Source organism: Vibrio sp. THAF64 (assembly GCF_009363455.1).
Classification (GTDB): Bacteria; Pseudomonadota; Gammaproteobacteria; order Enterobacterales; family Vibrionaceae; genus Vibrio; species Vibrio coralliilyticus.
In genome coordinates this window covers 2,744,837-2,770,525 of record NZ_CP045355.1, presented here as the reverse complement: position 1 = coordinate 2,770,525, position 25,689 = coordinate 2,744,837, and the positions used below count along the sequence as shown (strand labels likewise).

General features: G+C 46.0%; 23 protein-coding genes. 20 read left to right on the top strand and 3 right to left on the bottom strand.

What is annotated here, in order from left to right; all coding sequences use genetic code 11:
* The first annotated feature begins 176 nt into the window (after positions 1–176).
* The 4 genes from ribE (at position 177) to pgpA (ending at position 2,667) form a co-directional block, all read left to right on the top strand.
* Complete coding sequence (gene ribE / locus FIU99_RS12925; protein WP_006957919.1) at positions 177–647, top strand: 6,7-dimethyl-8-ribityllumazine synthase; 471 nt, start codon at positions 177–179, stop codon at positions 645–647.
* The gene (nusB, locus tag FIU99_RS12920) at positions 647–1,114 is read left to right on the top strand and encodes a transcription antitermination factor NusB (protein ID WP_006957918.1); all 468 of its coding nucleotides are present in this window, start codon (positions 647–649) and stop codon (positions 1,112–1,114) included. Before ribE ends, nusB begins: the two co-directional genes overlap by 1 nt.
* A gap of 66 nt (positions 1,115–1,180) precedes the next feature.
* Entirely contained in the window at positions 1,181–2,146 is a 966-nt protein-coding gene (gene thiL / locus FIU99_RS12915) for a thiamine-phosphate kinase (protein ID WP_039951250.1), read from the top strand.
* 14 nt (positions 2,147–2,160) lie between these two features.
* On the top strand, positions 2,161–2,667 hold the full coding sequence (gene pgpA / locus FIU99_RS12910) for a phosphatidylglycerophosphatase A (RefSeq protein ID WP_006957916.1): 507 nt from the start codon (positions 2,161–2,163) through the stop codon (positions 2,665–2,667).
* A 103-nt stretch (positions 2,668–2,770) separates the two neighbouring features.
* Here the strand turns inward: pgpA and FIU99_RS12905 are convergent, their stop codons facing one another.
* The 3 genes from FIU99_RS12905 to map all read right to left on the bottom strand — a co-directional run bounded on the left by FIU99_RS12905 (position 2,771) and on the right by map (position 6,904).
* Positions 2,771–3,154 (bottom strand): DUF3461 family protein, encoded by a 384-nt coding sequence (locus FIU99_RS12905; RefSeq protein ID WP_006957915.1) that lies wholly within the window; start codon positions 3,152–3,154, stop codon positions 2,771–2,773.
* A 147-nt stretch (positions 3,155–3,301) separates the two neighbouring features.
* Positions 3,302–5,923 carry a bifunctional uridylyltransferase/uridylyl-removing protein GlnD gene (gene glnD, locus FIU99_RS12900; protein ID WP_006957914.1) on the bottom strand — a complete coding sequence of 874 codons (2,622 nt, stop codon included), beginning with the start codon at positions 5,921–5,923 and terminating at the stop codon, positions 3,302–3,304.
* Between the two features lie 102 nt (positions 5,924–6,025).
* Positions 6,026–6,904: a type I methionyl aminopeptidase gene (gene map, locus FIU99_RS12895; protein WP_006957913.1), complete on the bottom strand. Its 879-nt coding sequence runs from the start codon at positions 6,902–6,904 to the stop codon at positions 6,026–6,028.
* A gap of 361 nt (positions 6,905–7,265) precedes the next feature.
* On the opposite strand from map, the gene rpsB reads away from it, so the two are divergent.
* From rpsB to dnaE, 16 genes are all read left to right on the top strand, one after another.
* A complete protein-coding gene (gene rpsB / locus FIU99_RS12890) occupies positions 7,266–7,994 on the top strand; it encodes a 30S ribosomal protein S2 (RefSeq protein WP_006957912.1) in 729 nt (242 codons plus the stop codon).
* A 132-nt stretch (positions 7,995–8,126) separates the two neighbouring features.
* Positions 8,127–8,969 (top strand): translation elongation factor Ts, encoded by an 843-nt coding sequence (gene tsf / locus FIU99_RS12885; RefSeq protein WP_006957911.1) that lies wholly within the window; start codon positions 8,127–8,129, stop codon positions 8,967–8,969.
* Between the two features lie 181 nt (positions 8,970–9,150).
* Positions 9,151–9,882 (top strand): UMP kinase, encoded by a 732-nt coding sequence (gene pyrH, locus FIU99_RS12880; protein ID WP_006957910.1) that lies wholly within the window; start codon positions 9,151–9,153, stop codon positions 9,880–9,882.
* 101 nt (positions 9,883–9,983) lie between these two features.
* Positions 9,984–10,541 carry a ribosome recycling factor gene (frr, locus tag FIU99_RS12875; RefSeq protein WP_006957909.1) on the top strand — a complete coding sequence of 186 codons (558 nt, stop codon included), beginning with the start codon at positions 9,984–9,986 and terminating at the stop codon, positions 10,539–10,541.
* Between the two features lie 96 nt (positions 10,542–10,637).
* Positions 10,638–11,393 carry an isoprenyl transferase gene (locus FIU99_RS12870; protein WP_006957908.1) on the top strand — a complete coding sequence of 252 codons (756 nt, stop codon included), beginning with the start codon at positions 10,638–10,640 and terminating at the stop codon, positions 11,391–11,393.
* A gap of 11 nt (positions 11,394–11,404) precedes the next feature.
* Complete coding sequence (locus tag FIU99_RS12865; protein ID WP_006957907.1) at positions 11,405–12,247, top strand: phosphatidate cytidylyltransferase; 843 nt, start codon at positions 11,405–11,407, stop codon at positions 12,245–12,247.
* 50 nt (positions 12,248–12,297) lie between these two features.
* On the top strand, positions 12,298–13,506 hold the full coding sequence (gene ispC, locus FIU99_RS12860) for a 1-deoxy-D-xylulose-5-phosphate reductoisomerase (protein ID WP_006957906.1): 1,209 nt from the start codon (positions 12,298–12,300) through the stop codon (positions 13,504–13,506).
* Positions 13,503–14,861 carry a sigma E protease regulator RseP gene (rseP, locus tag FIU99_RS12855; RefSeq protein ID WP_006957905.1) on the top strand — a complete coding sequence of 453 codons (1,359 nt, stop codon included), beginning with the start codon at positions 13,503–13,505 and terminating at the stop codon, positions 14,859–14,861. The genes ispC and rseP overlap by 4 nt, the downstream gene beginning before the upstream one ends.
* Positions 14,862–14,899: 38 nt before the next feature.
* Positions 14,900–17,305, top strand: a complete 2,406-nt coding sequence (gene bamA / locus FIU99_RS12850) for an outer membrane protein assembly factor BamA (RefSeq protein WP_006957904.1) — start codon at positions 14,900–14,902, stop codon at positions 17,303–17,305.
* A gap of 26 nt (positions 17,306–17,331) precedes the next feature.
* Positions 17,332–17,832, top strand: a complete 501-nt coding sequence (locus FIU99_RS12845) for an OmpH family outer membrane protein (RefSeq protein WP_171366175.1) — start codon at positions 17,332–17,334, stop codon at positions 17,830–17,832.
* A gap of 6 nt (positions 17,833–17,838) precedes the next feature.
* Positions 17,839–18,870: a UDP-3-O-(3-hydroxymyristoyl)glucosamine N-acyltransferase gene (lpxD, locus tag FIU99_RS12840; RefSeq protein WP_152472300.1), complete on the top strand. Its 1,032-nt coding sequence runs from the start codon at positions 17,839–17,841 to the stop codon at positions 18,868–18,870.
* Between the two features lie 158 nt (positions 18,871–19,028).
* Positions 19,029–19,481, top strand: a complete 453-nt coding sequence (gene fabZ / locus FIU99_RS12835; protein WP_006957902.1) for a 3-hydroxyacyl-ACP dehydratase FabZ — start codon at positions 19,029–19,031, stop codon at positions 19,479–19,481.
* Between the two features lies 1 nt (position 19,482).
* A complete protein-coding gene (lpxA, locus tag FIU99_RS12830) occupies positions 19,483–20,271 on the top strand; it encodes an acyl-ACP--UDP-N-acetylglucosamine O-acyltransferase (protein ID WP_006957901.1) in 789 nt (262 codons plus the stop codon).
* Between the two features lie 73 nt (positions 20,272–20,344).
* Entirely contained in the window at positions 20,345–21,490 is a 1,146-nt protein-coding gene (gene lpxB / locus FIU99_RS12825; RefSeq protein ID WP_006957900.1) for a lipid-A-disaccharide synthase, read from the top strand.
* A 2-nt stretch (positions 21,491–21,492) separates the two neighbouring features.
* A complete protein-coding gene (gene rnhB, locus FIU99_RS12820; protein WP_171340005.1) occupies positions 21,493–22,113 on the top strand; it encodes a ribonuclease HII in 621 nt (206 codons plus the stop codon).
* A gap of 91 nt (positions 22,114–22,204) precedes the next feature.
* Positions 22,205–25,684 (top strand): DNA polymerase III subunit alpha, encoded by a 3,480-nt coding sequence (gene dnaE / locus FIU99_RS12815; RefSeq protein ID WP_006957898.1) that lies wholly within the window; start codon positions 22,205–22,207, stop codon positions 25,682–25,684.
* The last annotated feature ends 5 nt before the right edge of the window (positions 25,685–25,689 follow it).

Below are 25,689 nucleotides of genomic sequence, written 5' to 3'. Positions count from 1 at the left end.
CAGATAGAAAACGACTAGATTGTATAAGAAGGCAAAGGGTGATGAACCAATTGCCTTCTTTGTTTTTAACGCCGTTCTGCTAATTGAATAATGCTAAATTTCCATTAGATATTGCTCACAGATTTGTGCTAGAATCCGGCGATTCTCACTTGATGAACATAGTTAAAGGAAGGCTTATGAAAGTGATCGAGGGTGGCTTCCCAGCGCCAAACGCAAAAATTGCTATCGTTATTTCTCGTTTCAACAGTTTTATTAACGAAAGTCTATTGTCTGGTGCAATCGATACTTTAAAGCGTCATGGACAAATCAGCGAAGATAACATCACCGTTGTTCGTTGTCCGGGTGCGGTTGAACTTCCATTGGTAGCTCAGCGCGTAGCAAAAACAGGCAAGTTTGATGCGATCGTATCACTAGGTACTGTTATTCGTGGCGGCACACCTCACTTTGACTATGTTTGTAGTGAATGTAACAAAGGCCTTGCGCAGGTGTCTCTGGAGTACAGTCTTCCAGTGGCGTTTGGTGTATTGACCGTTGATACAATTGACCAAGCTATCGAGCGCGCAGGAACCAAGGCTGGTAATAAAGGTGCAGAGGCTGCACTAAGCGCACTTGAAATGATTAACGTTCTATCTGAAATCGATTCCTAATGGGGGCCAGTGTGAAACCAGCCGCACGTCGTAATGCACGTCGATTCGCTCTACAAGCGATCTACTCATGGCAAATTACTAAAGAGAATGTTGCCACTATTGAAGAGCAGTTCTTATCTGGTGGTAAGTATGATGAAGAAGAGCATCATGCTGCTGAGCCAGCGCTTGTTGCACCAGATACTGACGTTGCATACTTCCGTGACCTGCTAACAGGTGTTGTGCTAAGTCACACAGAGCTAGACAGCAAGATTCGTCCTTACACTGCTCGCCCAATGCAAGATTTGGACATGATGGAGCTGGCTTTGCTTCGTCTTGCTATGTATGAAATGACGCGTCGTGAAGATGTGCCTTACAAAGTGGTAATCAATGAAGCAATCGAACTGGCTAAAGTGTTCGCTGCTGAAGAGAGCCACAAGTTTGTCAATGGTGTGCTAGATAAAGCCGCACCACACGTTCGCAAAAAATAAGCCGAATTGATAGAAAAAGGTCAGCAAATGCTGGCCTTTTTTATGCCTAACGTTACATTGAGTACTATGTCTGGTGAATTTAATTTAATCGAAAAGTATTTCGTTGGCCGACAGGCGTCACGTAAAGATGTCCTGCTGGCGGCCGGTGATGATTGCGCCTTAGTCAAAGTACCTGAGGGGTTATCTGTCGCGATCAGCACAGATACTCTGGTGTCAGGGACTCATTTTCTTGAATATGCTAACCCTGCTTGGGTTGCACATAAAGCATTAGCATCCAACATCAGCGACCTCGCCGCCATGGGCGCAACGCCAGCATGGGTGTCATTTGCCTTGACGATGCCTGAACCCGATGAGGCGTGGCTTGAGCCTTTCTGTGAAGCATTTTTTGAGCTTGCGGATTATTATGGGGTGCAGTTGATTGGTGGTGATACCACTAAAGGCCCGTTAAGTCTAACGCTCACTGTACAAGGATTGGTTGACCCAGATAAAGCACTGCGTCGTGATGGGGCTCAAGTCGGCGATTGGGTTTATGTAACGGGTGATTTAGGGGACAGCAAAGCTGGTCTGGATGTCATCCTCAATCCGGAACTGAAGTCTCAACCTTTTGCTCAGGAGTTAGAACAACGCCACTACCTCTCGACGCCTCGCGTTTTAGTTGGTCAAGCACTCCTTAATCTAGCCAGCTCAGCTATCGATATTTCAGATGGTTTGATTTCAGATCTGCAACACATTCTGAAACGTTCTTCTGTTGGAGCAAGCCTTGACGTCTCGCTATTACCTGTCTCTAATGCTCTTATCCAATTTACGGGCACTTTAGCTAAAGCCCAGCAATATGCGTTGTCCAGCGGGGAAGAGTACGAACTGTGCTTTACGGTACCTGAGCAGAATAAAGGCTCCATCGAGAGTGCTCTTGCGCATTGTGGCGCTAAGATTACCTGCATTGGTCAAATACGACCACAAGGAACGTTTGAGTTGCACCAGCAAGGGCAAGCGTTAGATTGGATGCTGCAAGGCTATGATCACTTTAAATAATTCTAAGTAGTATAATGACAAATCCACTTTCACTTATCTCATTGAAAAACCCTTGGCACTTACTCGCTACTGGTTTTGGCAGTGGCCTTTCTCCTGTTGTTCCTGGAACGATAGGCACATTGGCTGCAGTCCCTTTCTATTTCCTTTTGGTCCAGTTGCCTTTACCTGTATACATCGTGGTTGTAGTTGCTTCTTGCTTAATTGGAATCAAAATATGCCAGGTTACCTCCGATGATATGGGAGTACACGATCATGGTTCCATCGTATGGGATGAATTTGCCGGTTTCTGGATAACCATGCTGGTGGTGCCATTGTTTCAACTTTCAGCGACGGACTGGAAATGGGTACTGACCGGGTTCGTGCTGTTTCGTTTCTTTGATATGGTTAAGCCATGGCCGATTGGCTGGTTAGATAAGCGTGTCCACGGTGGCTTGGGTATTATGCTGGATGATATCGTCGCGGGTATCATGGCTGGTGTTGCGCTTTACTTTGTGGGCAAATACGCAGGCTGGCTCGTCTAGTTTGATGAAGTGGTGAGCAGGTTTCTGGTCTCTCACACGTCTAAAAGAAAAGGGCTGATGCTCTCACATCTGCCCTTCAAATTGTTTCTATTCTTGAAGCGATTTATTTCAGTTTTTCTAGATCAGCTTCGATCTCTGTGATCTTACTTGAAACGACTTTCTCTAAGTGGCGAAGATCGGAAAGAATCTTCTGCTTCACATCCACTTCAACGAGCTTTTCTGGCTTAGTGAGTTTGTTCAACTCATCGATCACTAGTGTCAGATTGCGGTTGATCTCAGTTACTTCTTTGTACTTATGGCTTCCGCTGTCCACAAGAACGTTTTTAACCTGACGGGGATATTTGAACTTTACGCTTTTAGCGAATAACTCGCCTTTCTGCTTGTGGAAATAGATCTTTAACACATCCTTGTGCGCTTCTTGGCGTAGTGAATAGCGCTCAATCTGTTTAGGATCGTGAATACCTAAACCAGTGAGGTGTGGGAACATAGGCTACCTCTTTGTGTTGATTCAAAATCACCCTGCGCGCTTATGAGCAGGGTGTACAAATATTGTTAACATCAATAATGTAGCAGCCTAATCACGTTGTAGATAGCTGATTTTTAGTACACCTTTACAACTTGTGGACAAGATCGCTTACGGTGCCAGCTCGGCCACATTAGCGGTCAGACTTTCTCTAAGTTGTGCTTCTTGCTCTTCAGTTAACTTGCCACCTTGCTCACTGGTGATGATGAACAAATCTTCTGCTCGCTCACCAATGGTGGTGATTTTTGCTGCATGAAGGTGAAGGTCTAAATCCGCAAAAGTCGCCCCGACGGTTGCCAGTAACCCTGGTGTGTCTAAGGCAACAAACTCCATTAAAGTACGCTTTTTGCTCTTTGTTGGTAGGAAATCGACCCGTGTTTTAACTTTAAAGTGCTGAAGATTGCGTGGTACACGACGGGTTTTGATTTTTGTTGGCCTGCCATCTTTCAATACGTGGGCTAGGTGTTTAATCACGGCCTTGTGACGGCTTTCATGAACCGCCTGACCGTGTTGGTCCAAGACCATAAAAGTATCGAGTACATAACCATCTTTACTAGTCATAACCTGAGCGTCGTGAACGTTAAAATTACGCCTATCCAGCTCGGCCACCACTGTTGCGAATAAGGCGTGTTGGTCACGGCTATAGACAAACACTTCCGTGCCCCCTCGGGTCGCTTTCTTCGAGATTAAGATTAGTGGTTTTGCATGATCTTCATGGCGGAGCAAGTGCATACAGTGCCAAGCGATCTGCTTGTGGGTGTGACGGAGAAAATAATCCGCTTTGAACCGCTGCCATAGCACTTCAATTTCTCGTGCACTAAATCCTTCTTTGCGTAATAGGGCAGAGGCGAGCTGCTGGTTGTGGCGGATTCGCTCTCTCACATCGACAGGGTTCTCCAACCCGCGGCGTAATGCTCTTTGCGTGGAGTAGAAGAGCTCTGCCAATAGGGTCCGTTTCCAGCTGTTCCATAGTTCGGGGTTAGTCGCGCAAATATCGGCCACGGTTAAACACACTAGGTACTCAAGGTATTCTTCGTCACGTACCTGTTTGGCAAATTCAGTGATCACCTCTGGATCATAAATATCACGGCGTTGTGCAGTGACTGACATAAGTAGGTGATGCCTTACTAGCCAGGCGACCAATTTGGCTTCAGGTTTTGAGAGACCGTGCTCGATACAAAAGCTGTAAGCTTCCCCTTCACCAATCACTGAGTGGTCACCGCCGCGCCCTTTACCGATGTCGTGGAAAATAGCCGCAATGATCAACAACTCTTTCTTTTGAATACGTGGGTACACTTCGCAGCAGATAGGGTGCTTGTCGTAATTCTGTGAGTTACCGAAGGTGTTGATGTGTTTGAGCAACCTAACGCTGTGCTCGTCGACGGTGTACACATGGAACAGATCAAACTGCATCTGACCCACAATCTGGCTCCATTGTGGTAAGTAAGCGGCGAGAACACCAAGCTTGTGCATCAAACTGAAAGCCTTGTGCAGAGCGTTCGGATGGCGACAAAGCTCAATAAATTTTTCTCGCGCCTCTGGAATGGTATGAAGGAACTTGTTCAGACGGCGACGAGCGGTGCGGAGTTGACGTAGCGTCGGTGGTGCAACCCCTTCAATGCTCGAGTCATTGGCGATATGAAGGAACATATCGAGAATGGTTTCTGGACGAGCTTGGAATAAAGCTGGCTTGCGAGCTTCGATTAAGTGGCCGCGACGCTGAAAGTCTTCACTGAGGATCTCAGGTTGACACTCAACTCCATTGTTTAAAATGGCTTGGTCAAACAGTTTTAGCAGCATTTTGTTGAGCTCAGCGACACGACGCAGGGTTCGATAGAACTCCTTCATCATCATTTCAACGCCGCGATTCCCTTCGCCTTCGAAGCCTAGACAATCTGCGACTTGAGCCTGATGAGCAAAGGTAAGGCGATTGTCGTACCTTTTCAGATGTAAGTGCAGTGCAAAGCGCACTCGCCAGAGATAATCCTGACACTCAACCAGCTCACGATATTCAGCGTCGGTTAGAAAGCCATACTTGCTCATTTCAAGCAAAGACGTCGCGCCAAAATGGCGTCTGGCAACCCAGCTCAAGGTATGGATATCTCGTAGACCCCCTGGTGTCGATTTGATATCAGGTTCAAGATTGTATGTGGTGTCATGATATCTGGCGTGACGACTTCGCTGCTCTTGAATTTTCGCTTTGTAAAAGGTTTCACTTGGCCAAAACGATTCGGAATGAATTTCTAACTTTAATTTTTGGAAAGTCTCTTCACAGCCGCACAGTAATCTGGCTTCCTGCAAGTTGGTGGCAACAGTGAGATCGTCGCGACCTATAGCAGCACATTCTTCCACCGTTCGTACCGCATGACCTATTTCGAGTCTAAGATCCCAGAGTAAGGTAATGAACTCGCTGACTTTGCTCGCTAGGTTATCAGGCAAGCTATGGCGAGAAACGATCAAAATATCGATATCCGACAGTGGGTGAAGTTCACCCCGTCCATAGCCACCGACCGCCACTAAGCTGATATTCGGCAGGTCGGAAAAGCCAAAGTGTTGCCACATGCGGTTGAGAAGTAAGTCAATATAATCAGAACGACCCAAAACGAGGTCGGTCACAGGGTGATGTTCGAGAAATTGCTGCTTCTGATAGAGAGCAAATTGTTCCAGTTGAGATTTGAGTTCATTGACTGAGATCTGATCATCTTCGAATGTCAGAGGAGACTGAAAGGGCATACCGCGAGTCCGTGCTAAATATCCATTAGATACCAATCTATCAAAATGGCGCTGATAAAAAAATATCCCCGTGAAACGGGGATATTAAATCAATAAATCAGATTAGACGTTGTTCATTATACGAGGGATAGTGTCGTCGCTGCGTAAAGTCATGACTTCACAGCCAGTTTTGGTGACCAGCAACGTGTGCTCGTATTGCGCTGACTTCTTGCCGTCACCGGTATAGACAGTCCAGTCATCTTCAGCGTCAACTGTGACGCCGAACTTGCCCGCGTTAATCATCGGTTCGATAGTAAAGCACATGCCTTCTTGAAGAACACGGCGATCGTTGTTCTTGTAATGAACAATCTGTGGCTCTTCGTGGAACTCATTACCGATACCATGGCCACAGAAGTCTTTTACAATAGAGAACTTATTACGTGGGTTCTTTTTGTTGTTTTCTTTAATGTACTTTTCAATCGCAGTACCGATGTCACCGACAGTTGCTCCTGGTTTTACCTTGCGCATTCCCACATACAATGCTTCTTGCGTGACCATACAGAGGCGCTTGTCAGCCGGAGACACATCGCCGACGAAAAACATCTTAGATGTGTCGCCGTGATAACCCTGCGGGCGCACGCTGAGGTCGGCATTTTCATCATTAGGAACAATGACAGTAATATCAACGTTGATGATGTCTCCGTTTTTCAAAACGGCAGGTTTCGGCTGACCGTTGCTACCCACTTCGTCTTCTGACGCTGGGATACCGTGACACACAATGTGGTTGATTGAAGTACAAATGGATTTAGGGAATCCATGGTAATCAAGAGGGGCAGAGTAAGCGCCTTTTTCGATCCCGTAGTCGTGACAAATCTGATTCAATTCATCTGTCGTTACCCCTTCTTTGATGTGAGGTTCGATCATTTCTAGGATTTCAGCGGCCAGTGCGCCTGCGATTCGCATGCGCTCGATTTCTTCAGCGGTTTTGATCTTGATTGACATCGGCTTTCTCTATTTCATTCAGTGGCACTCTATGGTGCGAATGGGCGCATTCTAGCAGGAACCGTACATAATGAGAATGATTCTTCATGTAGCTCTATACGCAAGTAGGCACTGAGAGAGCCAGTCTGTGCAATGAATAATCGTTTTTTACTAGCCATGAAGGGCAAAAATATGGTATAAAGCGCGCCGGAAATGTGGTCTGTTCTCTCTGCTTGGTGAAACCTCGCGGCGAAGCTGACGACTTCCAATTAACTTATATCTTTAAATCACACACATTCCGTCACATATTCCGGGGTGCTGGGCAGAAGCCTAGTCGGAGTTATGGGGGATGTGGAGGCCTAACCCCATAGAGGATTTTAAAATGGCAACTGTATCAATGCGCGATATGCTTAAAGCTGGTGTTCACTTCGGTCACCAGACTCGTTACTGGAACCCAAAAATGAAGCCATTCATCTTTGGTGCTCGTAACAAGGTTCATATCATCAACCTAGAAAAAACTGTACCAATGTTCAACGATGCTCTAGCTGAGCTAGCTAAAGTTGGCGAAAAGAAAGGTAAAGTTCTATTTGTAGGTACTAAGCGCGCTGCATCTGAAGCTGTTAAAGAAGCTGCTGTTGCAAGCAACCAGTTCTACGTTAACAACCGCTGGTTAGGCGGTATGCTAACAAACTACAAAACTGTTCGTCAGTCTATCAAGCGTCTAAAAGACCTAGAAGCACAGTCTCAAGACGGTACTTTTGACAAGCTAACTAAGAAAGAAGCTCTAATGCGTACTCGCGAAATGGAGAAGCTAGAGAAATCTCTTGGTGGTATCAAAGATATGGGCGGCCTACCAGACGCTCTATTCGTAATCGACGCTGATCACGAGCACATCGCAGTTAAAGAAGCAAACAACCTAGGTATCCCAGTTTACGCTGTAGTTGATACTAACTCTAACCCAGATGGCGTTGACTTCGTTATCCCTGGTAACGATGACGCAATCCGTGCGGTACAGCTATACCTAAACGCTGCTGCTTCTGCAGTAACTGAAGGTCGTAACAAAGATGTTGCTGCAGCTGCTGAAAAAGACGGTTTCGTAGAAGCTGAATAATAGCGGCTCCGCGTCACACTTGGTCTATGTGAAATCTAGTTGTCGCATAAACTAAGTTATAGTTATCAGCAGGGGCCGAAAATGTAGGCCCCTGTTTTTTACCAAATCCAGATTTAAACTGAGGAATAGAGAATGGCTGTTACTGCTGCTCTAGTTAAAGAACTGCGCGACCGTACTGGCGCAGGCATGATGGAATGTAAGAAAGCGCTAGTTGAAACTAACGGCGACGTTGAACTAGCAATCGAAAACATGCGTAAATCAGGCGCTGCGAAAGCTGCTAAGAAAGCAGGTAACGTTGCGGCTGAAGGTGCAATCATCATCAAAGAAGACAACGGTGTATCAGTTCTTCTTGAAGTTAACTGCCAAACTGACTTCGTTGCTAAAGATGCTAACTTCACTGCATTCGCAGAGAAAGTTGCAGCAGACGCTCTAGCATCTAAAGCTTCTGTTGAAGAGCTAGTTGCTAAATTCGAAGAAGAGCGTGTAGCTCTTGTTGCTAAGATCGGCGAAAACATCAACATCCGTCGCGTTCAGTACGTTGAAGGTGCTGCAATCGCTTCTTACCGTCACGGTGAGAAAATCGGTGTAGTTGTTGCTGGTGAAGGCGACGCTGAAACTCTTAAGCACGTTGCAATGCACGTAGCTGCTTCTCGTCCAGAGTACGTAAACCCAGAAGACGTACCTGCTGACGTAGTAGAGAAAGAGAAAGCTGTTCAAGTAGAAATCGCTATGAACGAAGGTAAACCAGCTGAAATCGCAGAGAAAATGGTTGTTGGCCGCATGAAGAAATTCACAGGCGAAATCTCTCTGACTGGTCAAGCTTTCGTTATGGAACCTAAGAAGTCTGTAGGCGAAATCCTGAAAGAGCGCGGTGCTTCAGTAGCTACATTCGTTCGCCTAGAAGTAGGTGAAGGTATCGATAAAGGCGAAGAAATGAGCTTCGCTGACGAAGTAGCAGCTGCTCAAAAAGGTTAATCCTTAGAGAAGCGCATAAAGTTTAGACCGTAGCCAAGGCTGCGGTCTTTTTACGACTGGCGTCTAAACGATTAACCGTGATGAATGGGCAAGAATTCAGCGCTTTTCAGAATAGAAAATGCATCTCTTGTCCATCCATGACTGTTAATCAACAACAACTCTCTTTTGGAAGGTAAACTCCATGACTACGAACCCTAAACCAGCGTATCAACGTATTCTGTTAAAACTGAGTGGTGAAGCACTTCAAGGCGAAGAAGGTTTTGGTATTGATCCTGCGATCTTGGATCGTATGGCTCAAGAAGTAAAAGAACTGGTTGAACTGGGTGTTCAGGTCGGTGTGGTTATCGGTGGTGGTAACTTGTTCCGTGGTGCAGGTCTTGCTGAAGCGGGTATGAACCGTGTTGTTGGTGACCACATGGGTATGTTAGCAACAGTAATGAATGGTTTGGCGATGCGTGATGCTTTGCACCGTGCATACGTCAATGCTCGTGTTATGTCTGCAATCCCACTAAAAGGTGTGTGTGACGATTACAACTGGGCAGACGCAATCCGTGAGTTGCGCCAAGGTCGTGTTGTTATCTTCTCAGCAGGTACAGGTAACCCATTCTTCACAACAGATTCTGCTGCATGTCTACGCGGAATTGAAATTGAAGCTGACGTAGTTCTAAAAGCGACAAAAGTTGATGGCGTATTTACGGCTGACCCGGTAGCCAACCCTGACGCAGAGCTGTATGATAACCTGAGCTACGCAGAAGTTCTTGATAAAGAACTAAAAGTGATGGATTTAGCAGCATTTACACTGGCTCGTGACCATAAAATGCCAATCCGCGTATTCAATATGAACAAACCAGGCGCACTACGTCGCGTGGTAATGGGTGAAGCAGAAGGCACTCTGATTAGTACTGCTGAATAATTCATTCAACCGTAGCGTGACTAATTCATGCTGCGGCATTGCCTTTTGAAGAATCCTGATTAGGCTTTCTTCTGAAAAGAATTACACATTAAGGTGATATTGTGATTAACGAAATCAAACAAGACGCTCAAGAGCGCATGGAAAAAAGCGTAGAAGCGCTAAAGAACAACCTTTCTAAAGTACGTACAGGTCGTGCTCATCCAAGCCTACTTTCTGGTATCTCGGTAGAGTACTACGGTGCGCCAACACCTCTAAACCAGGTCGCGAACGTAGTAGCAGAAGATGCTCGTACACTAGCAATCACAGTATTCGATAAAGAGCTAACGCCAAAAGTTGAGAAAGCGATCATGACGTCTGACCTAGGCCTAAACCCTATGTCTGCAGGTACTATCATTCGCGTTCCACTTCCACCTTTAACGGAAGAGCGTCGTAAAGATCTCGTGAAAATCGTTCGTGGCGAAGCTGAAGGTGGCCGTGTGGCTATCCGTAATATCCGTCGCGATGCGAACGGTGAACTAAAAGCGCTACTGAAAGACAAGGAAATCTCTGAAGACGAAGATCGTAAAGGTCAGGATGAGATCCAGAAAATCACTGACGCAGCTGTTAAGCAAGTCGATGAAGTATTAGCGGCAAAAGAAAAAGAGTTGATGGAAGTTTAATTCCATCTAGACTCTGGATACAGAGAACGCTGTGCTCGCAGCACAGCGTTTTTTTATGCTACTCTTTGTCCCCTGCTGGTAATCATAAATCCTTGTATGCAAAACTCTCAACTCTCACCAGAATCACTTCCTAAACATATTGCAATCATCATGGACGGCAATGGCCGCTGGGCGAAAGCACAAGGCAAACCGCGTGTATTTGGCCATAAAAATGGTGTTGCAGCCGTCAGAAAGGCGATCTCTACCTCTGCCAAGCTAGGCATTAAAGCCATTACTTTGTTTGCTTTCAGTAGTGAAAATTGGCGTCGCCCAGAAGAAGAAGTGGGTGTCTTGATGGAGCTGTTTATTACAGTTTTGTCGACAGAAGTAAAAAAACTGCACAAAAACAACCTACGTTTGCGTGTGATTGGTGACACAAGTCGATTCAATGAGCGTTTGCAAAAGAAAATTGCCCAGGCTGAAGCACTAACGGCGGATAACAGTGGGATGGTCATCAATATTGCGGCCAACTACGGTGGCAAGTGGGATATTGTTGAAGCAACTAAAGTCATCGCAGAAAAGGTATCAAAAGGTGAGCTCAGTGCTGGTGAGATTGATGAAGCGCTAATCACACAACACCTGACGATGTCAGATTTACCTGAAGTTGATTTGCTGATTCGAACGAGTGGTGAATGCCGAATCAGTAACTTTATGCTGTGGCAAATGGCTTACGCTGAGATGTATTTTACGCCAATTTACTGGCCAGAGTTCGATGAAAACAGCTTGATTGAAGCAGTGACTTGGTTTGTTAATCGAGAGAGACGATTCGGTTGTACCGGTGAACAAATCAAGGCATTGATGGAAAGCGATTAAAGGAATCAAGTTTGAAACAAAGAATTATAACCGCGCTTATCCTTGCTCCATTGGTGATACTCGGCATTTTTGAGTTATCGCTCCCCTTGTTCATGCTAGCGATTGCAGCCGTGACAGTGATTGGGTATTGGGAATGGACTCAGTTTGTTGATTATAAAACACGTCTTACCGCATTAATCCCTGGTCTTTTAGTCAGTGTTGCGACACTGACCCTGCTACCTTTTGATGCTTTGAGCCTAAATGCGGTGACTGAAGGCCACTTAGCAGTACTGCTGGCGGGTGGTGTCTGGTGGCTGGCTTCCAGCAGTTTAGCCATCACTTACCCTAACTCAGCCAAATTCTGGCAACACTCCAACGTGCTTCGTCACCTGTTTGGTATTTTGACCTTGCTCCCCTTTTTCTGGAGTGTTTTATTGCTTAGAGCGGAAGGTATCAACCAAGATACTTATCACGGAGCAAAACTCGTCCTGTTTGTATGTTTTATTGTCTGGGCAGCTGACAGTGGTGCGTACTTTGCAGGAAAGAGCTTTGGTAAGCGAAAAATGGCTCCCCATGTTAGCCCGAACAAGACCATTGAAGGTTTGATTGGTGGCATTGTTACTGCGATTGCTGTTGGTTGGGCAACGGCGAATTGGTTTGAAATTGAGTTCAGCAGCCCGGTTGCAATGGTGATGATTACGCTAGTAACCGTAGTGATATCCGTATTGGGAGATTTAGTTGAAAGCATGTTCAAGCGTGTGTCTGGTATCAAAGATAGCAGCAACATCATTCCAGGTCACGGCGGTGTACTGGACCGAATTGACAGCCTGACAGCTGCGTTTCCGGTCTTTGCTCTTCTATACTTCATATTCTAATTTATAAGGCAGGTTAGAGCCTGCCGTTATACTCTCATTGGTTTCTAGCTATGCGTAAGCTGACAATTTTAGGTGCAACCGGTTCGATAGGTGACAGCACGTTTAAAGTTATTGAACAGAACCCTCAGCACTTCTCGATTGTGGCCCTGGCTGCAGGTAATAATGTCGATAAAATGCGCCAACTTTGTCAGAAATGGCAGCCTAAATATGCAGTGATGGCCAGCGATAGTGCCGCGATGACGCTGAAAACACAGTTGCAAGAACTCAAAATTTCAACGCAAGTGTTAGCGGGTCAGGAAGCCATGTGTCATGTTTCTTCATTTGACGAAGTTGATACCGTGATGGCAGCGATTGTTGGCGCGGCAGGTTTGCTACCGACAATGGCGGCAGTCAAAGCAGGCAAGCGCATCTTACTGGCTAACAAAGAAGCTTTGGTCATGTCAGGGCAGCTATTTATCGATGCGGTGAAAGCCCACGGTGCTGAACTCATGCCTGTAGATAGTGAACACAATGCGATATTCCAATGTTTGCCAGAGTCGATTCAGACCAATCTTGGTGGTTGTGATTTAAGTGAGCATGGCATCCAACATATTTTGTTGACTGGTTCCGGCGGCCCTTTCCGTTATAGCGATATCAGCACGTTGCCAGCTGTCACACCTGAGCAAGCCATTGCCCATCCAAACTGGTCGATGGGGCCAAAAATTTCGGTTGACTCTGCCACCATGATGAACAAAGGTCTGGAGTACATTGAAGCTAAATGGTTGTTTAACACATGCCGCGAGCAGCTCAAAGTTTTGATTCATCCTCAATCCGTCATCCATTCTATGGTTCAATACAAAGATGGTTCGGTACTGGCACAAATGGGTGAACCCGATATGGCGACGCCGATTGCGCTCACACTGTCCTATCCAGAACGTGTGTCTGCAGGTGTAAAGCCTTTGGACTTCACCACTGTGGGTGAATTGACTTTCTTAGAACCCGACTTTAAACGTTACCCTTGTCTGAAACTGGCCATTGAGGCTTGTTATGAAGGGCAGCATGCAACTACTGCATTGAATGCGGCAAACGAAGTGGCGGTCGAGCATTTCCTGTCACGCCAGCTCAAATTCACTGATATTGCTGTTGTCAACGAGCGAGTGGTGGAGCAAGTTTGCTCTAACAATAATCATTCAGTTTGTGATAGCTTGGAAAGCATCTTAGAGCTGGATAAAATGGCGCGAGCGTTGGCCGTCGAAATCATTGAAGAGCGTGCATTATGACTGGGATATTGTGGAATTTCGCATCATTTATCATTGCGTTAGGTATTTTAGTTGCCGTGCATGAATATGGCCATTTCTGGGTTGCGCGCCGCTGTGGTGTCAAAGTCGAGAAGTTCTCGATTGGTTTTGGTAAATCAATCTGGAGCAAAATAGGTAAAGATGGTACTGAATACAGTATTTCAATCATCCCATTAGGTGGCTACGTTAAGATGCTCGACGGACGTGTAGATGACGTACCTGAAGAGCAGAAAAAGCACGCGTTTGATACGCAACCTTTATGGAAGCGAACTTCGATAGTAGCGGCAGGGCCTGCATTTAACTTTTTCTTTGCTGTATTTGCTTACTGGTTGGTATTCATGATTGGTGTTCCAGCGGTTAAGCCTGTGGTTGGTCAGGTTGAGCCTCATTCTATCGCTGCTGAAGCAGGTTTAGAATCTGGAATGGAACTAAAAGCCGTCTCTGGCGTCCAAACTCCGGACTGGGAATCCGTCAATATGGGATTGATTGGCCATATTGGTGATAAGCGATTAACGATGACAGTGGCACCCGCTGATGGTGTGGGTGTTGAAGAAGTTAGAACGTTTGACTTAACCAATTGGAACTTTGACCCAGAACACGAGTCTGCTATGTCAGCATTGGGTTTTAAACCTTTTACTCCTGAAATCTCAACCACACTGGTGACGATTTCTGAAGGAGGTGCTGGTGAGGCGGCAGGCTTACAAGCTGGAGATACATTGCTCGCGGCTAATGGTCAACCGATCATCAATTGGCAGCAAGTAGTTGAGCTGATTCAAGGGCACCCGAATCAAGCCATTGACTTGCAGATTGAGCGTGCTGGTGAGGTACAAAACCTCATCCTAACTCCTGATAGTCGTGAACTTGCGGATAAGCGAACGATTGGATTTGCCGGAATCGCTCCTGAAGTCGCAGAATGGCCGGAAAATTATCGCTTCGAGCTCCAATTTGGTGTATTTGAATCAGTCGGAAAAGCGGTTGAGAAAACCGGACAAATTATCGATCTAACGATCAGCATGCTTAAAAAGCTGATCGTTGGTGACGTTGGATTAAATAACCTAAGTGGACCTATTTCAATTGCGAAAGGAGCAGGGACGACCGCCGACTACGGGCTGGTATATTTCCTAGGTTTCTTAGCGTTAATTAGTGTCAACTTAGGCATCATTAACCTTGTACCATTACCTATGTTGGATGGTGGACACTTATTGTTTTTTGCTATTGAAGCAGTGATCAGACGACCAGTTCCTGAGCGCATTCAGGAAATGGGGTACCGCATTGGTGGGGCAATTATTTTCTCTCTGATGGCAGTGGCGATATTTAATGATTTTGCTCGTCTGTAACAGGGCAAAGGTTGTAGTAAGGAATAACTAAAACAAATATGGCGATGAAAAAAATTCTATTTGCAACGCTATTGGCAACGAGCGTAACTGCAAATGGTGCCGAGAACTTTGTTGTTGAAGACATACAGATTGACGGTTTACAGCGTGTCGCACTGGGTGCGGCATTGTTAAAAATGCCGGTACGCATCGGTGATACTGTCGACAACCAAGACGTGTCTGAGATCATTAAAGCGTTGTACGCGTCAGGCAATTTTGAAGACATCAAAGTGCTGCGAGATGGTAACCAGTTATTGGTTCAGGTCAAAGAGCGGCCTACGATTGCTAACATCTCCTTTTCTGGTAACAAGGCTATCAAAGAAGAGCAATTACAACAGAATCTAGACGCATCTGGTGTGCGTGTGGGTGAAGCTCTGGATCGCACAACGCTATCGAACATTGAAAAAGGTCTCGAAGACTTTTACTACAGTGTTGGTAAGTACAATGCAACGGTGAAAGCGGTCGTCACTCCTTTGCCTCGTAACCGCTCGGATCTGAAATTTGTTTTCTCTGAGGGTGTGTCGGCAAAAATCCAGCAGATTAACTTTATTGGTAATGAGGTCTTTACTGATGAAGAGTTACTAAGTCGCTTCAACCTGAATGTAGATGTCGCTTGGTGGAACTTCCTGTCTGATGATAAGTATCAGAAGCAGGTATTAGCGGGTGACATCGAAGCTCTTAAGTCTTATTACCTAGACCGTGGTTATCTCAAATTCAAAGTCGATTCAACGCAGGTAGCGATCTCCCCAGATAAGAAAGGGGTCTACATTACCCTTGCGGTGAATGAAGGCTTACCTTACACGGTTAAAGACGTGAAGTTCCGTGGCGAGCTGATTGGCAAAGAAGCGGAGTTTGAAGCTCTGGTTCCGTTTGAAAGCGGTGACGTCTATAACGGTTCCCAGGTAACAAGCTTAGAAGAAAACGTGAAACGTGTTCTTGGTGAAGCTGGTTACGCGTACCCTCAGGTTCGTACTATTCCAGAATTTGATGATGAGACTCAACAGGTCTCTCTCGTGGTTAACGTTGAAGCTGGTAAGCGTATCTATGTGCGTGATATCCGCTTTGTCGGTAACAACGCTACTAAAGACGAAGTCTTACGTCGTGAAATGCGTCAGATGGAAGGCAGCTGGCTTAACTCAAAATCGATTGAAACCGGTAAGAACCGCCTTAATCGTCTAGGGTACTTTGAAACAGTAGACGTCCAAACTGTTCGTGTGCCGGGTAGCGAAGATCAAGTTGATCTCGTCTATAACGTTAAAGAAGCGAACTCAGGCAGCGTAAACTTTGGTATCGGCTACGGTACAGAGTCTGGTGTGAGTTTCCAGGTTGGTTTACAGCAAGATAACTTCTTAGGTTCAGGTAATCGCGTGGGCGTCAGCGCAATGATGAACGACTACCAGAAAAACGTGAGCCTTGATTACCGTGACCCATACTGGAACCTTGATGGTGTCAGTTTGGGCGGTAAGATTTTCTACAACACTTTTGAAGCTTCTGAAGCGGGTATCGTTGACTATACCAATGAAAGTTACGGAACCAGTTTGACATGGGGTTTCCCAGTTAACGAGCTGAACAGTCTAGAGTTTGGTATCGGATATACGCACAATAAGATTGGTAACGTCCCTACTTACGATCAGGCTCAATTATTTGCTCAGAGTATTGGTCAACCTGAAGGCGATATCATTACCAACGATTTTGATTTGAATATCTCTTGGACACGCAACAATCTGAACCGTGGTTTCTTCCCAACTGCCGGTAACTATCAGCGTGCATTTGCCAAAGCAACCATTCCAAGCTCGGACGCACAGTACTTCAAAGTTCAGTATGATGTACGTCAATACGTGCCAATTACTAAGAAGCACGAGTTTACTCTCTTGATGCGTGGTCGTTTAGGTTACGGTAACGGCTATGGTCAAACAGATGGTAACGATAACCTGTTCCCATTCTATGAAAACTACTATGCGGGTGGCTTTACTTCATTACGCGGCTTCCGCTCTAACTCAGCCGGTCCTAAAGCGGTGTATACCACCAATAATGGCAGCTGTGGTAACAACGGCTGTGTGAATGCTACCGATGATTCTGTGGGTGGTAACGCGATTGCGCTGGCGAGCATGGAGCTTATTGTACCGACGCCATTTGCTTCGGATGAAGCGCGTAGTCAGATTCGCACCAGTTTATTTGTCGATGCGGCTAGTGTCTGGGATACAGAGTTTGCTTATAACTCAGCCTATCAAGGTACGCAGTACTACGAAGATTACTCTGATCCAACCAATTACCGTGCATCTTATGGTGCCGCACTGCAATGGATGTCTCCAATGGGGCCATTGGTCTTCTCTATTGCGAAACCAATTAAAATTTACGAAGGTGATGACGAAGAATTCTTCACTTTCACTATCGGCAGAACCTTCTAAATACAGAGGAATATACAGTGAACAAAATGATTAAAGCGGCTGGTCTTAGCCTTGTTGTAATGTCGTCTTCATTCTTTGCTAATGCAGCAGAAGCCGCGCAGAAAATTGGCTATATCAATACAGCTCAAGTTTTCCAAGCACTTCCTCAACGTGAAGTCGTACTGCAAAAAATGCAGGAAGAGTTCAAAGATAAAGCCGATGAACTGAAATCTATTCAGGCTGAAGCTAAAACAAAAATTGAAAAGTTGCAGCGTGATGGCGAGTTGTTAGGCCAAGAAGAAGTTGAAAAGCTGCGCGTTGAAGTTGCTCAGCTTGACAGCAAATACAAAATCAAAGCTCAAGCCCTAGAAAAAGCTTCAGCTCGCCGTGAAGCGCAAGAAAAACAGAAACTGTTCAAAGTAATTCAGGAAGCTGTTAAGAAAGTGGCAGAGAAAGAAGGCTACGACATCGTTGTCGATATTCAGACAATGCAATACGGTAAGCCAGAATACAATATCTCTGAACAAGTTATTAACTCACTGAAATAATTGGCTATGACAGCAATTACACTAGCCGAATTGGCTTCAATTACTGGCGGGAAACTACATGGTGATGCCGATGCAGTCGTGACCATGGTAGCCCCTATGGATAGAGCGATGGAAGGCCATGTTACTTTCCTATCTAATCCTAAATACGCTAAGCACCTTGGTGAATGTCAGGCGACTGTCGTAATGGTTAAGGATGCGCAGCGTGAGTTGTGCACTGGTAATGTTTTGGTGGTTGACGATCCTTACATCGCTTTTGCTAAAGTGACACAAGCTTTGGATACCACGCCACTACCGGCCAATGAGATAGCACCTTCCGCGGTTATCGCCGATGATGTTCAGCTTGGTAACAATGTTTCCATTGGTGCAAACGCTGTGATTGAGTCGGGTGTTCAACTAGCTGACAACGTCGTGATTGGCGCTGGCTGTTTTATTGGTAAAAAGGCTCAAATTGGTGCAAATACCAAATTGTGGTCGAATATCAGTATCTATCACGATGTTGTGATTGGTTCTGATTGTCTTATCCAAGCGAACACAGTTATTGGCGCAGATGGGTTTGGGTATGCGAATGACAAAGGTGAGTGGGTTAAAATCCCTCAACTGGGTACTGTGCGCATTGGCAATCGTGTTGAAATTGGCTCTTGTACAACGATAGACCGTGGTGCTTTAGATGATACTGTGATTGAAGACAATGTGATCATTGACAACCAAATGCAGATCGCTCACAACGTACACATCGGATATGGTTCAGCTTTAGCTGGTGGTACGATTGTCGCTGGTAGTACTACAATCGGCAAATACTGCATTATCGGTGGTGGTACTGTTATCAATGGCCATATCGAAATTGTCGATGGCGTTACTATTACCGGTATGGGAATGGTCATGCGCGGCATTAAAGAAAAGGGCATGTACTCTTCCGGTATCCCACTGCAGCCAAATAAAGAGTGGCGTAAAACTGCAACTCGGGTTCATCGAATTGATGAGATGAACAAGCGTCTTAAGGCGGTTGAAAAACAGCTGGATCAGGGTGAAGACACTTAATCTGATTCTGAATAAAAAGACTCGCGATGTGCGGGTCTTTTTTTCTGACTGATTATGTGGACTCAATACAACAACATCGCAGTGCGTACTTAGCATATTGGGATGACTTGGGTATAATGCCTGCCAGTTAATTTAGCATTCAAGATAGGAATATGACTTTGACTACTGAAAACAAAACGATGAACATCACTGAAATCCAGGAACTGTTACCACATCGCTACCCATTCTTGCTGATCGATCGTGTTATCGATTTCCAAGAAGAAAAATACCTTAAGGCGATCAAAAACGTTTCAGTGAATGAGCCTCAGTTTACAGGTCATTTCCCTCAACTGCCGGTTTTTCCAGGTGTTCTAATCTTGGAAGCGATGGCTCAGGCTACGGGTCTTCTAGCATTTAAATCGTTTGGTGCGCCTTCTGAAAACGAGCTGTACTACTTTGCAAGTGTTGACGGAGCAAAGTTCCGCAAACCAGTAACGCCAGGCGATCAACTGGTTATTGAAGTAGAATTCATTAAAGAGCGTCGTGGTATTGCAGCATTTAACGGTGTTGCGAAAGTAGACGGCGAAGTTGTGTGTTCTGCAGAGCTTAAGTGTGCTCGTCGAGAGTTTTAATATGATTCATGAAACAGCTCAGGTGCATCCTTCTTCAGTGATTGAAGGAGATGTGAAAATTGCCGCTAACGTGACTGTCGGCCCTTTTACCTATATTTCAGGCAACGTTGAAATTGGTGAAGGTACAGAAATCATGTCGCACGTGGTTATTAAAGGCCATACCACGATTGGTAAAGATAACCGTATTTTCCCGCATGCCGTGATTGGTGAAGAAAACCAAGATAAGAAATACGGTGGTGAAGATACAACAGTTGTTATTGGCGACCGAAATGTGATTCGTGAAGCAGTGCAGATCCACCGTGGTACCGTGCAAGACAAAGCGACAACGGTCATTGGTGATGACAATTTACTGTGTGTTAATGCACACATTGCTCACGATGTAATTGTTGGTAACCACACTCACGTTGGCAACAACGCTATCTTAGGTGGCCATGTGACAGTTGAAGATCATGCCGGTGTGATGGCATTGTCTGCAATTCATCCTTTCTGTAAAGTGGGGGCATTCAGCTATATCGGTGGCTGTTCAGCGGTAGTGAAAGATGTCCCGCCATATGTGCTTGCTCAAGGTAACCATGCGACACCATTTGGGTTGAATTTAGTGGGCTTGCAGCGTAATGGCTTTGAAAAGAGTGAACTGCGCGCATTACGCAACGCTTATAAAGAATTCTACCGAGCGGGTAAAACACAGGCTGAGGCCAAAGAAGTTTTGCTGGAAATGGCACAACAGTGGCCGTCCATTAAGCACTTTATTGATTTCGTAGAAAGTTCAGAGCGTGGCGTTATTCGCTAACTGTTACTGAATCTAAATTGAAAAGATCGCGGCCTTAGGTTGCGGTCTTTTTGTGTTTTTGAGGTTAGGGATTATGGATAACAAAAAGCCACTTCGCGTTGGTATCATTGCTGGGGAGTTATCTGGCGATACTTTAGGTGAAGGTTTTATCAAAGCCGTTAAGCAACAGTATCCAGACGCAGAGTTCGTGGGTATTGGTGGCCCGAAAATGATCGCTCAGGGCTGTGAATCTCTGTTTGATATGGAAGAACTTGCGGTTATGGGGCTTATTGAAGTGCTAGGCAGGCTCCCTCGCTTACTGAAAGTCAAAGCTGAGTTAGTTCGCTATTTCACCGAAAATCCACCGGATGTCTTTGTCGGAATTGATGCACCAGACTTTAATCTGCGCCTTGAACTTGACCTTAAAAAAGCGGGAATCAAAACCGTGCATTATGTCAGCCCTTCCGTATGGGCATGGCGTCAAAAACGGATTTTTAAAATTGAAGCAGCCACTAATTTGGTGTTGGCTTTTCTGCCATTTGAAAAAGCGTTTTATGATAAATACCAGGTGCCATGCGAATTTATTGGCCATACCTTAGCCGATGCGATTCCTCTAGAGTCTCCAAAAGCGCCGGCCCGTGAGCTGCTAGGTCTCGAGCAGGAGAAAAAGTGGCTCGCTGTTTTACCGGGGAGTCGTGGTAGTGAACTAAAAATGCTGGCTGCCCCTTTTATTGAAACGTGTCGTCGTTTGCATCATAAATATCCGGATCTAGGCTTTGTCGTCGCCTTGGTCAATCAAAAACGCCGTGAGCAATTTGAACAAGTTTGGCAGGAACTGGCTCCAGAATTGGATTTCAAATTGGTCAATGATACTGCCCGAAATGTGATCACTGCTTCTGATGCGGTAATGCTGGCATCGGGTACTGTAGCATTGGAGTGTATGCTGATTAAGCGACCAATGGTGGTAGGTTACCGGGTGAATGCTGTGACTGCGTTTATTGCTCGCAAAATGCTCAAAACTGAATACGTTTCTCTCCCTAATATTCTTGCTGAACAAGAGCTGGTCAAAGAGTTGTTGCAAGAAGACTGCACGCCTGAAAACTTAGAGATCGAAGTTGAAAAGCTGCTTGGTGAACAAGGGCAGTGCATGATTGAGAAGTTCACAGAAATGCATCACTGGATTCGAAAAGATGCAGATAAACAAGCCGCCAAAGCCGTATTGAACCTGATAGGTAAATAGCCATCATGACAAAAGAAAAAAAAGAACTGCCACCATTTGAATACCCACAAGGGTACCGCTTGATTGCCGGTGTTGATGAAGTGGGGCGTGGCCCGTTGGTCGGTGATGTGGTGACTGCGGCCGTGATTTTGGATCCGAATAACCCTATCGAAGGTCTCAATGATTCAAAAAAATTGACTGAGAAGAAGAGACTCGCATTACTGCCAGAGATTAAAGAGAAAGCACTCGCTTGGTCTGTCGGGCGCTGCTCTCCGGAGGAAATTGATCAGCTCAATATTCTCCAAGCGACCATGGTCGCGATGCAACGAGCGATAGAAGGGCTGGAGGTGGCGCCTGACTTTGCACTCATCGACGGAAACCGCGTACCTCAACTCAATATGGATGCTCAGGCGGTGGTCAAAGGTGATATGCGCGTCGCAGAGATCAGTGCAGCTTCGATTATTGCTAAGGTTGTGCGCGATCAAGAGATGGAAGAGCTCGACAAGCTTCATCCTCAATTTGGTTTTGCAAAGCATAAAGGCTATCCAACCAAAGCCCATTTTGAGGCCATTGAGCAACATGGTGTGATTGATCAGCATCGTAAGAGCTTCAAGCCAGTCAAAAAAGCCTTGGGTTTAGATTAGAAACCCTTACTGACTGGGGTATATCTAAGATTTTATATCACGTAAAATACCCCAGTAATCTCTCCGAATAAGCAAAACTGCGGAATCATTGATGTCAGATCCTAAATTTATTCACCTAAAAGTTCACAGTGACTTTTCCATGGTCGATGGCCTATCGAAAGTGCCTCCTTTGGTTAAGAAAGTGGCTGAAATGGGAATGCCAGCCATGGCATTAACTGATTTCACCAACTTATGTGGTTTGGTGAAGTTTTATGGAACGGCTCATGGGTGTGGCGTGAAGCCAATTATTGGCGCTGATTTTGCGATGCAGTCAGAAGAGTTTGGTGAAGAGTTGACTAAACTCACCGTGCTGGCAGCAGACAATGAAGGGTATAAAAACCTAACTTTGTTGATATCTAAAGCGTATCTGCGCGGCCATGTTCAGCATCAACCCGTCATCGATAAACAATGGCTAGCTGAGTTGTCGGCAGGGCTGATTGTTCTATCAGGAGCAAAAAGTGGAGAGATTGGTAAAGCGTTACTGAAGGGGAACCATAAAGTTGCTCAAAACTGCGCGGATTTTTATCATCAACACTTTGCAGACCGATTTTTCCTTGAGCTGACGCGTACAGGACGAGCAGATGAAGAAACTTATCTTCATTTCGCCTTGGAGTTTGCAGAGAAAGAGCAACTGCCTGTTGTCGCTACTAACGATGTGGTGATTCTAGATGAAACGACGTTTGAGGCACATGAGATTCGAGTAGCGATTCATGATGGTTACACGTTAGAAGATCCTCGCCGCCCTAAAAACTACAGTGCTCAGCAATATTTACGTAGCGAAGAAGAGATGTGCGAGTTGTTCGCCGATATCCCTGAAGCGCTGGAAAATAGTGTTGAAATTGCTAAGCGTTGTAATGTGACGGTACGTTTGGGCGAGTACTTCCTGCCTGCATTTCCGACAGAAGGGATGGAGGAAACCGAATTTCTGGTCAAAAAGTCAGAGGAAGGTCTTGAAGAACGCTTGGAATTTCTGTTTCCCGACGAAGAAGAGCGAGCGAAGCGACGTCCTGAATATGATGAACGCCTAAAAGTCGAATTGGAAGTTATCAATAATATGGGTTTCCCCGGTTACTTCCTGATCGTAATGGAGTTCATTCAGTGGTCGAAGGATAATGATATCCCTGTTGGACCTGGACGTGGTTCGGGGGCTGGTTCGTTGGTGGCTTATGCGTTGAAAATTACCGACCTTGACCCGCTGGAATACGATCTGCTCTTCGAGCGATTCCTCAACCCAGAACGTGTCTCCATGCCCGACTTCGATGTCGACTTCTGTATGGATAAGCGTGACCAAGTGATTGACCACGTAGCAGAAATGTACGGCCGTGATGCGGTATCTCAGATCATCACCTTCGGAACCATGGCCGCTAAAGCGGTAATTCGCGATGTAGGCCGTGTACTAGGCCACCCATTTGGCTTTGTTGACCGCATTTCAAAACTGGTGCCGCCTGATCCTGGTATGACACTGGAGAAAGCGTTTAAAGCCGAGCCTGCGTTACCTGAACTGTACGAAGCTGACGAAGAAGTGAAAGAGCTTATCGATATGTGCCGCATCCTTGAAGGGTGTACACGTAACGCCGGTAAGCACGCGGGTGGTGTTGTAATCTCGCCAACCACCATTACTGACTTCGCGCCAATTTATGCCGATGCAGAAGGTCACTTCCCGGTTACTCAGTTCGATAAGAACGACGTAGAAACTGCTGGTCTGGTCAAGTTTGACTTCTTAGGTCTACGTACCTTAACCATCATCGACTGGGCTCTTGGCCTGATTAACCCACGCCTTGAGCGTGAAGGCAAAGATCCCGTTCGCATCGAATCGATTCCATTGGATGATGCGGCATCATTCCGATTGTTACAAAACTCGGAAACGACCGCGGTATTCCAGCTCGAATCGCGCGGTATGAAAGAACTGATCAAACGCCTGCAACCGGACTGTTTTGAAGACATCATCGCATTGGTGGCGCTGTTCCGCCCGGGTCCTCTACAGTCGGGCATGGTAGATAACTTTATCGACCGTAAGCATGGTCGAGAAGCGATCTCGTACCCAGATGAAAAGTGGCAACATGAATCGCTAAAAGAAATCCTCGATCCGACTTACGGCATTATCCTCTATCAGGAGCAGGTAATGCAGATCGCACAGGTATTGTCTGGCTACACCCTTGGTGGCGCGGACATGCTTCGTCGTGCGATGGGTAAGAAAAAACCGGAAGAAATGGCGAAGCAGCGTGCGACCTTCGAAGATGGTGCGGTAAAGAACGGCGTCGACGGCGAGTTGGCGATGAAAATCTTCGACTTGGTAGAAAAGTTTGCTGGCTACGGTTTCAATAAGTCACACTCAGCCGCTTATGCATTGGTGTCTTACCAAACGCTGTGGCTGAAGATGCATTACCCAGCTGAGTTTATGGCTGCCGTAATGACCGCCGATATGGACAACACCGAAAAAGTGGTCGGCCTGGTAGACGAGTGTTTCCGTATGAAGCTCAAGGTGCTTCCGCCGGATATCAACGCTGGCTTGTACCGTTTTAACGTCGATGAAAATGGTGCGATCGTCTACGGTATTGGGGCGATTAAAGGGGTTGGTGAAGGTCCAATTGAAGCCATTCTAGAAGCGCGCAATAAAGGTGGTCACTTTAAAGACTTGTTCGATTTCTGTGCTCGTATTGATCTTAAGAAAGTGAACAAGCGCGTGATAGAGAAGCTCATTTATGCAGGAGCGCTTGACCGACTTGGCCCGCACCGTGCGGCGATGATGGCATCGCTTAATGATGCGGTAAAAGCTGCCAGCCAATACCACCAAGCGGAAGCGTTTGGTCAAAGCGACTTGTTTGGTGTTCTGACCGAAGCGCCTGAAGAAGTTGAACATAAATATACCAAGGTACCCGCGTGGCCAGAAAAAGTTTGGCTGGAAGGAGAACGTGATACACTTGGCTTATATTTGACCGGGCACCCAATAAATGCCTACATAAAGGAACTTGGTAAGTACACCAGTTGTCGACTAAAAGATGCGACACCAACGAGACGTGATCAGAGTGTCACGGTTGCCGGTCTGGTGATTGCGGCTCGAGTAATGACAACCAAGCGCGGTACTCGTATTGGTATCATGACCTTGGATGACCGTAGCGGTCGTATGGAAGTCATGTTGTTCTCCGATGCGCTTGATCGCTACGCTGAATTGCTCGAACAAGACAAAATTTTGGTCGTTTCTGGACAGGTCAGCTTTGATGATTTCAATGGTGGTCTTAAAATGTCCGCGCGCGAGGTTATGGATCTCGGCACGGCGCGTGAAAAATATGCCCGTGGCTTATCGGTATCCATTGAACAATCTCAAATTGATGATCAATTTTTTGAGCGCTTTAGTAAGATACTAGAGCCTTACAAGGCAGGAACGGTTCCTGTTCATATATACTACCAACGCAGTGACGCGCGAGCGCGCTTAACGTTAGGTACCGAATGGCGTGTGACGCCTAGTGACGAATTAATAGACAATTTGAAACAACTGCTTGGTAAGAGCCAGGTAGAACTCGAATTTAACTAAGTTCG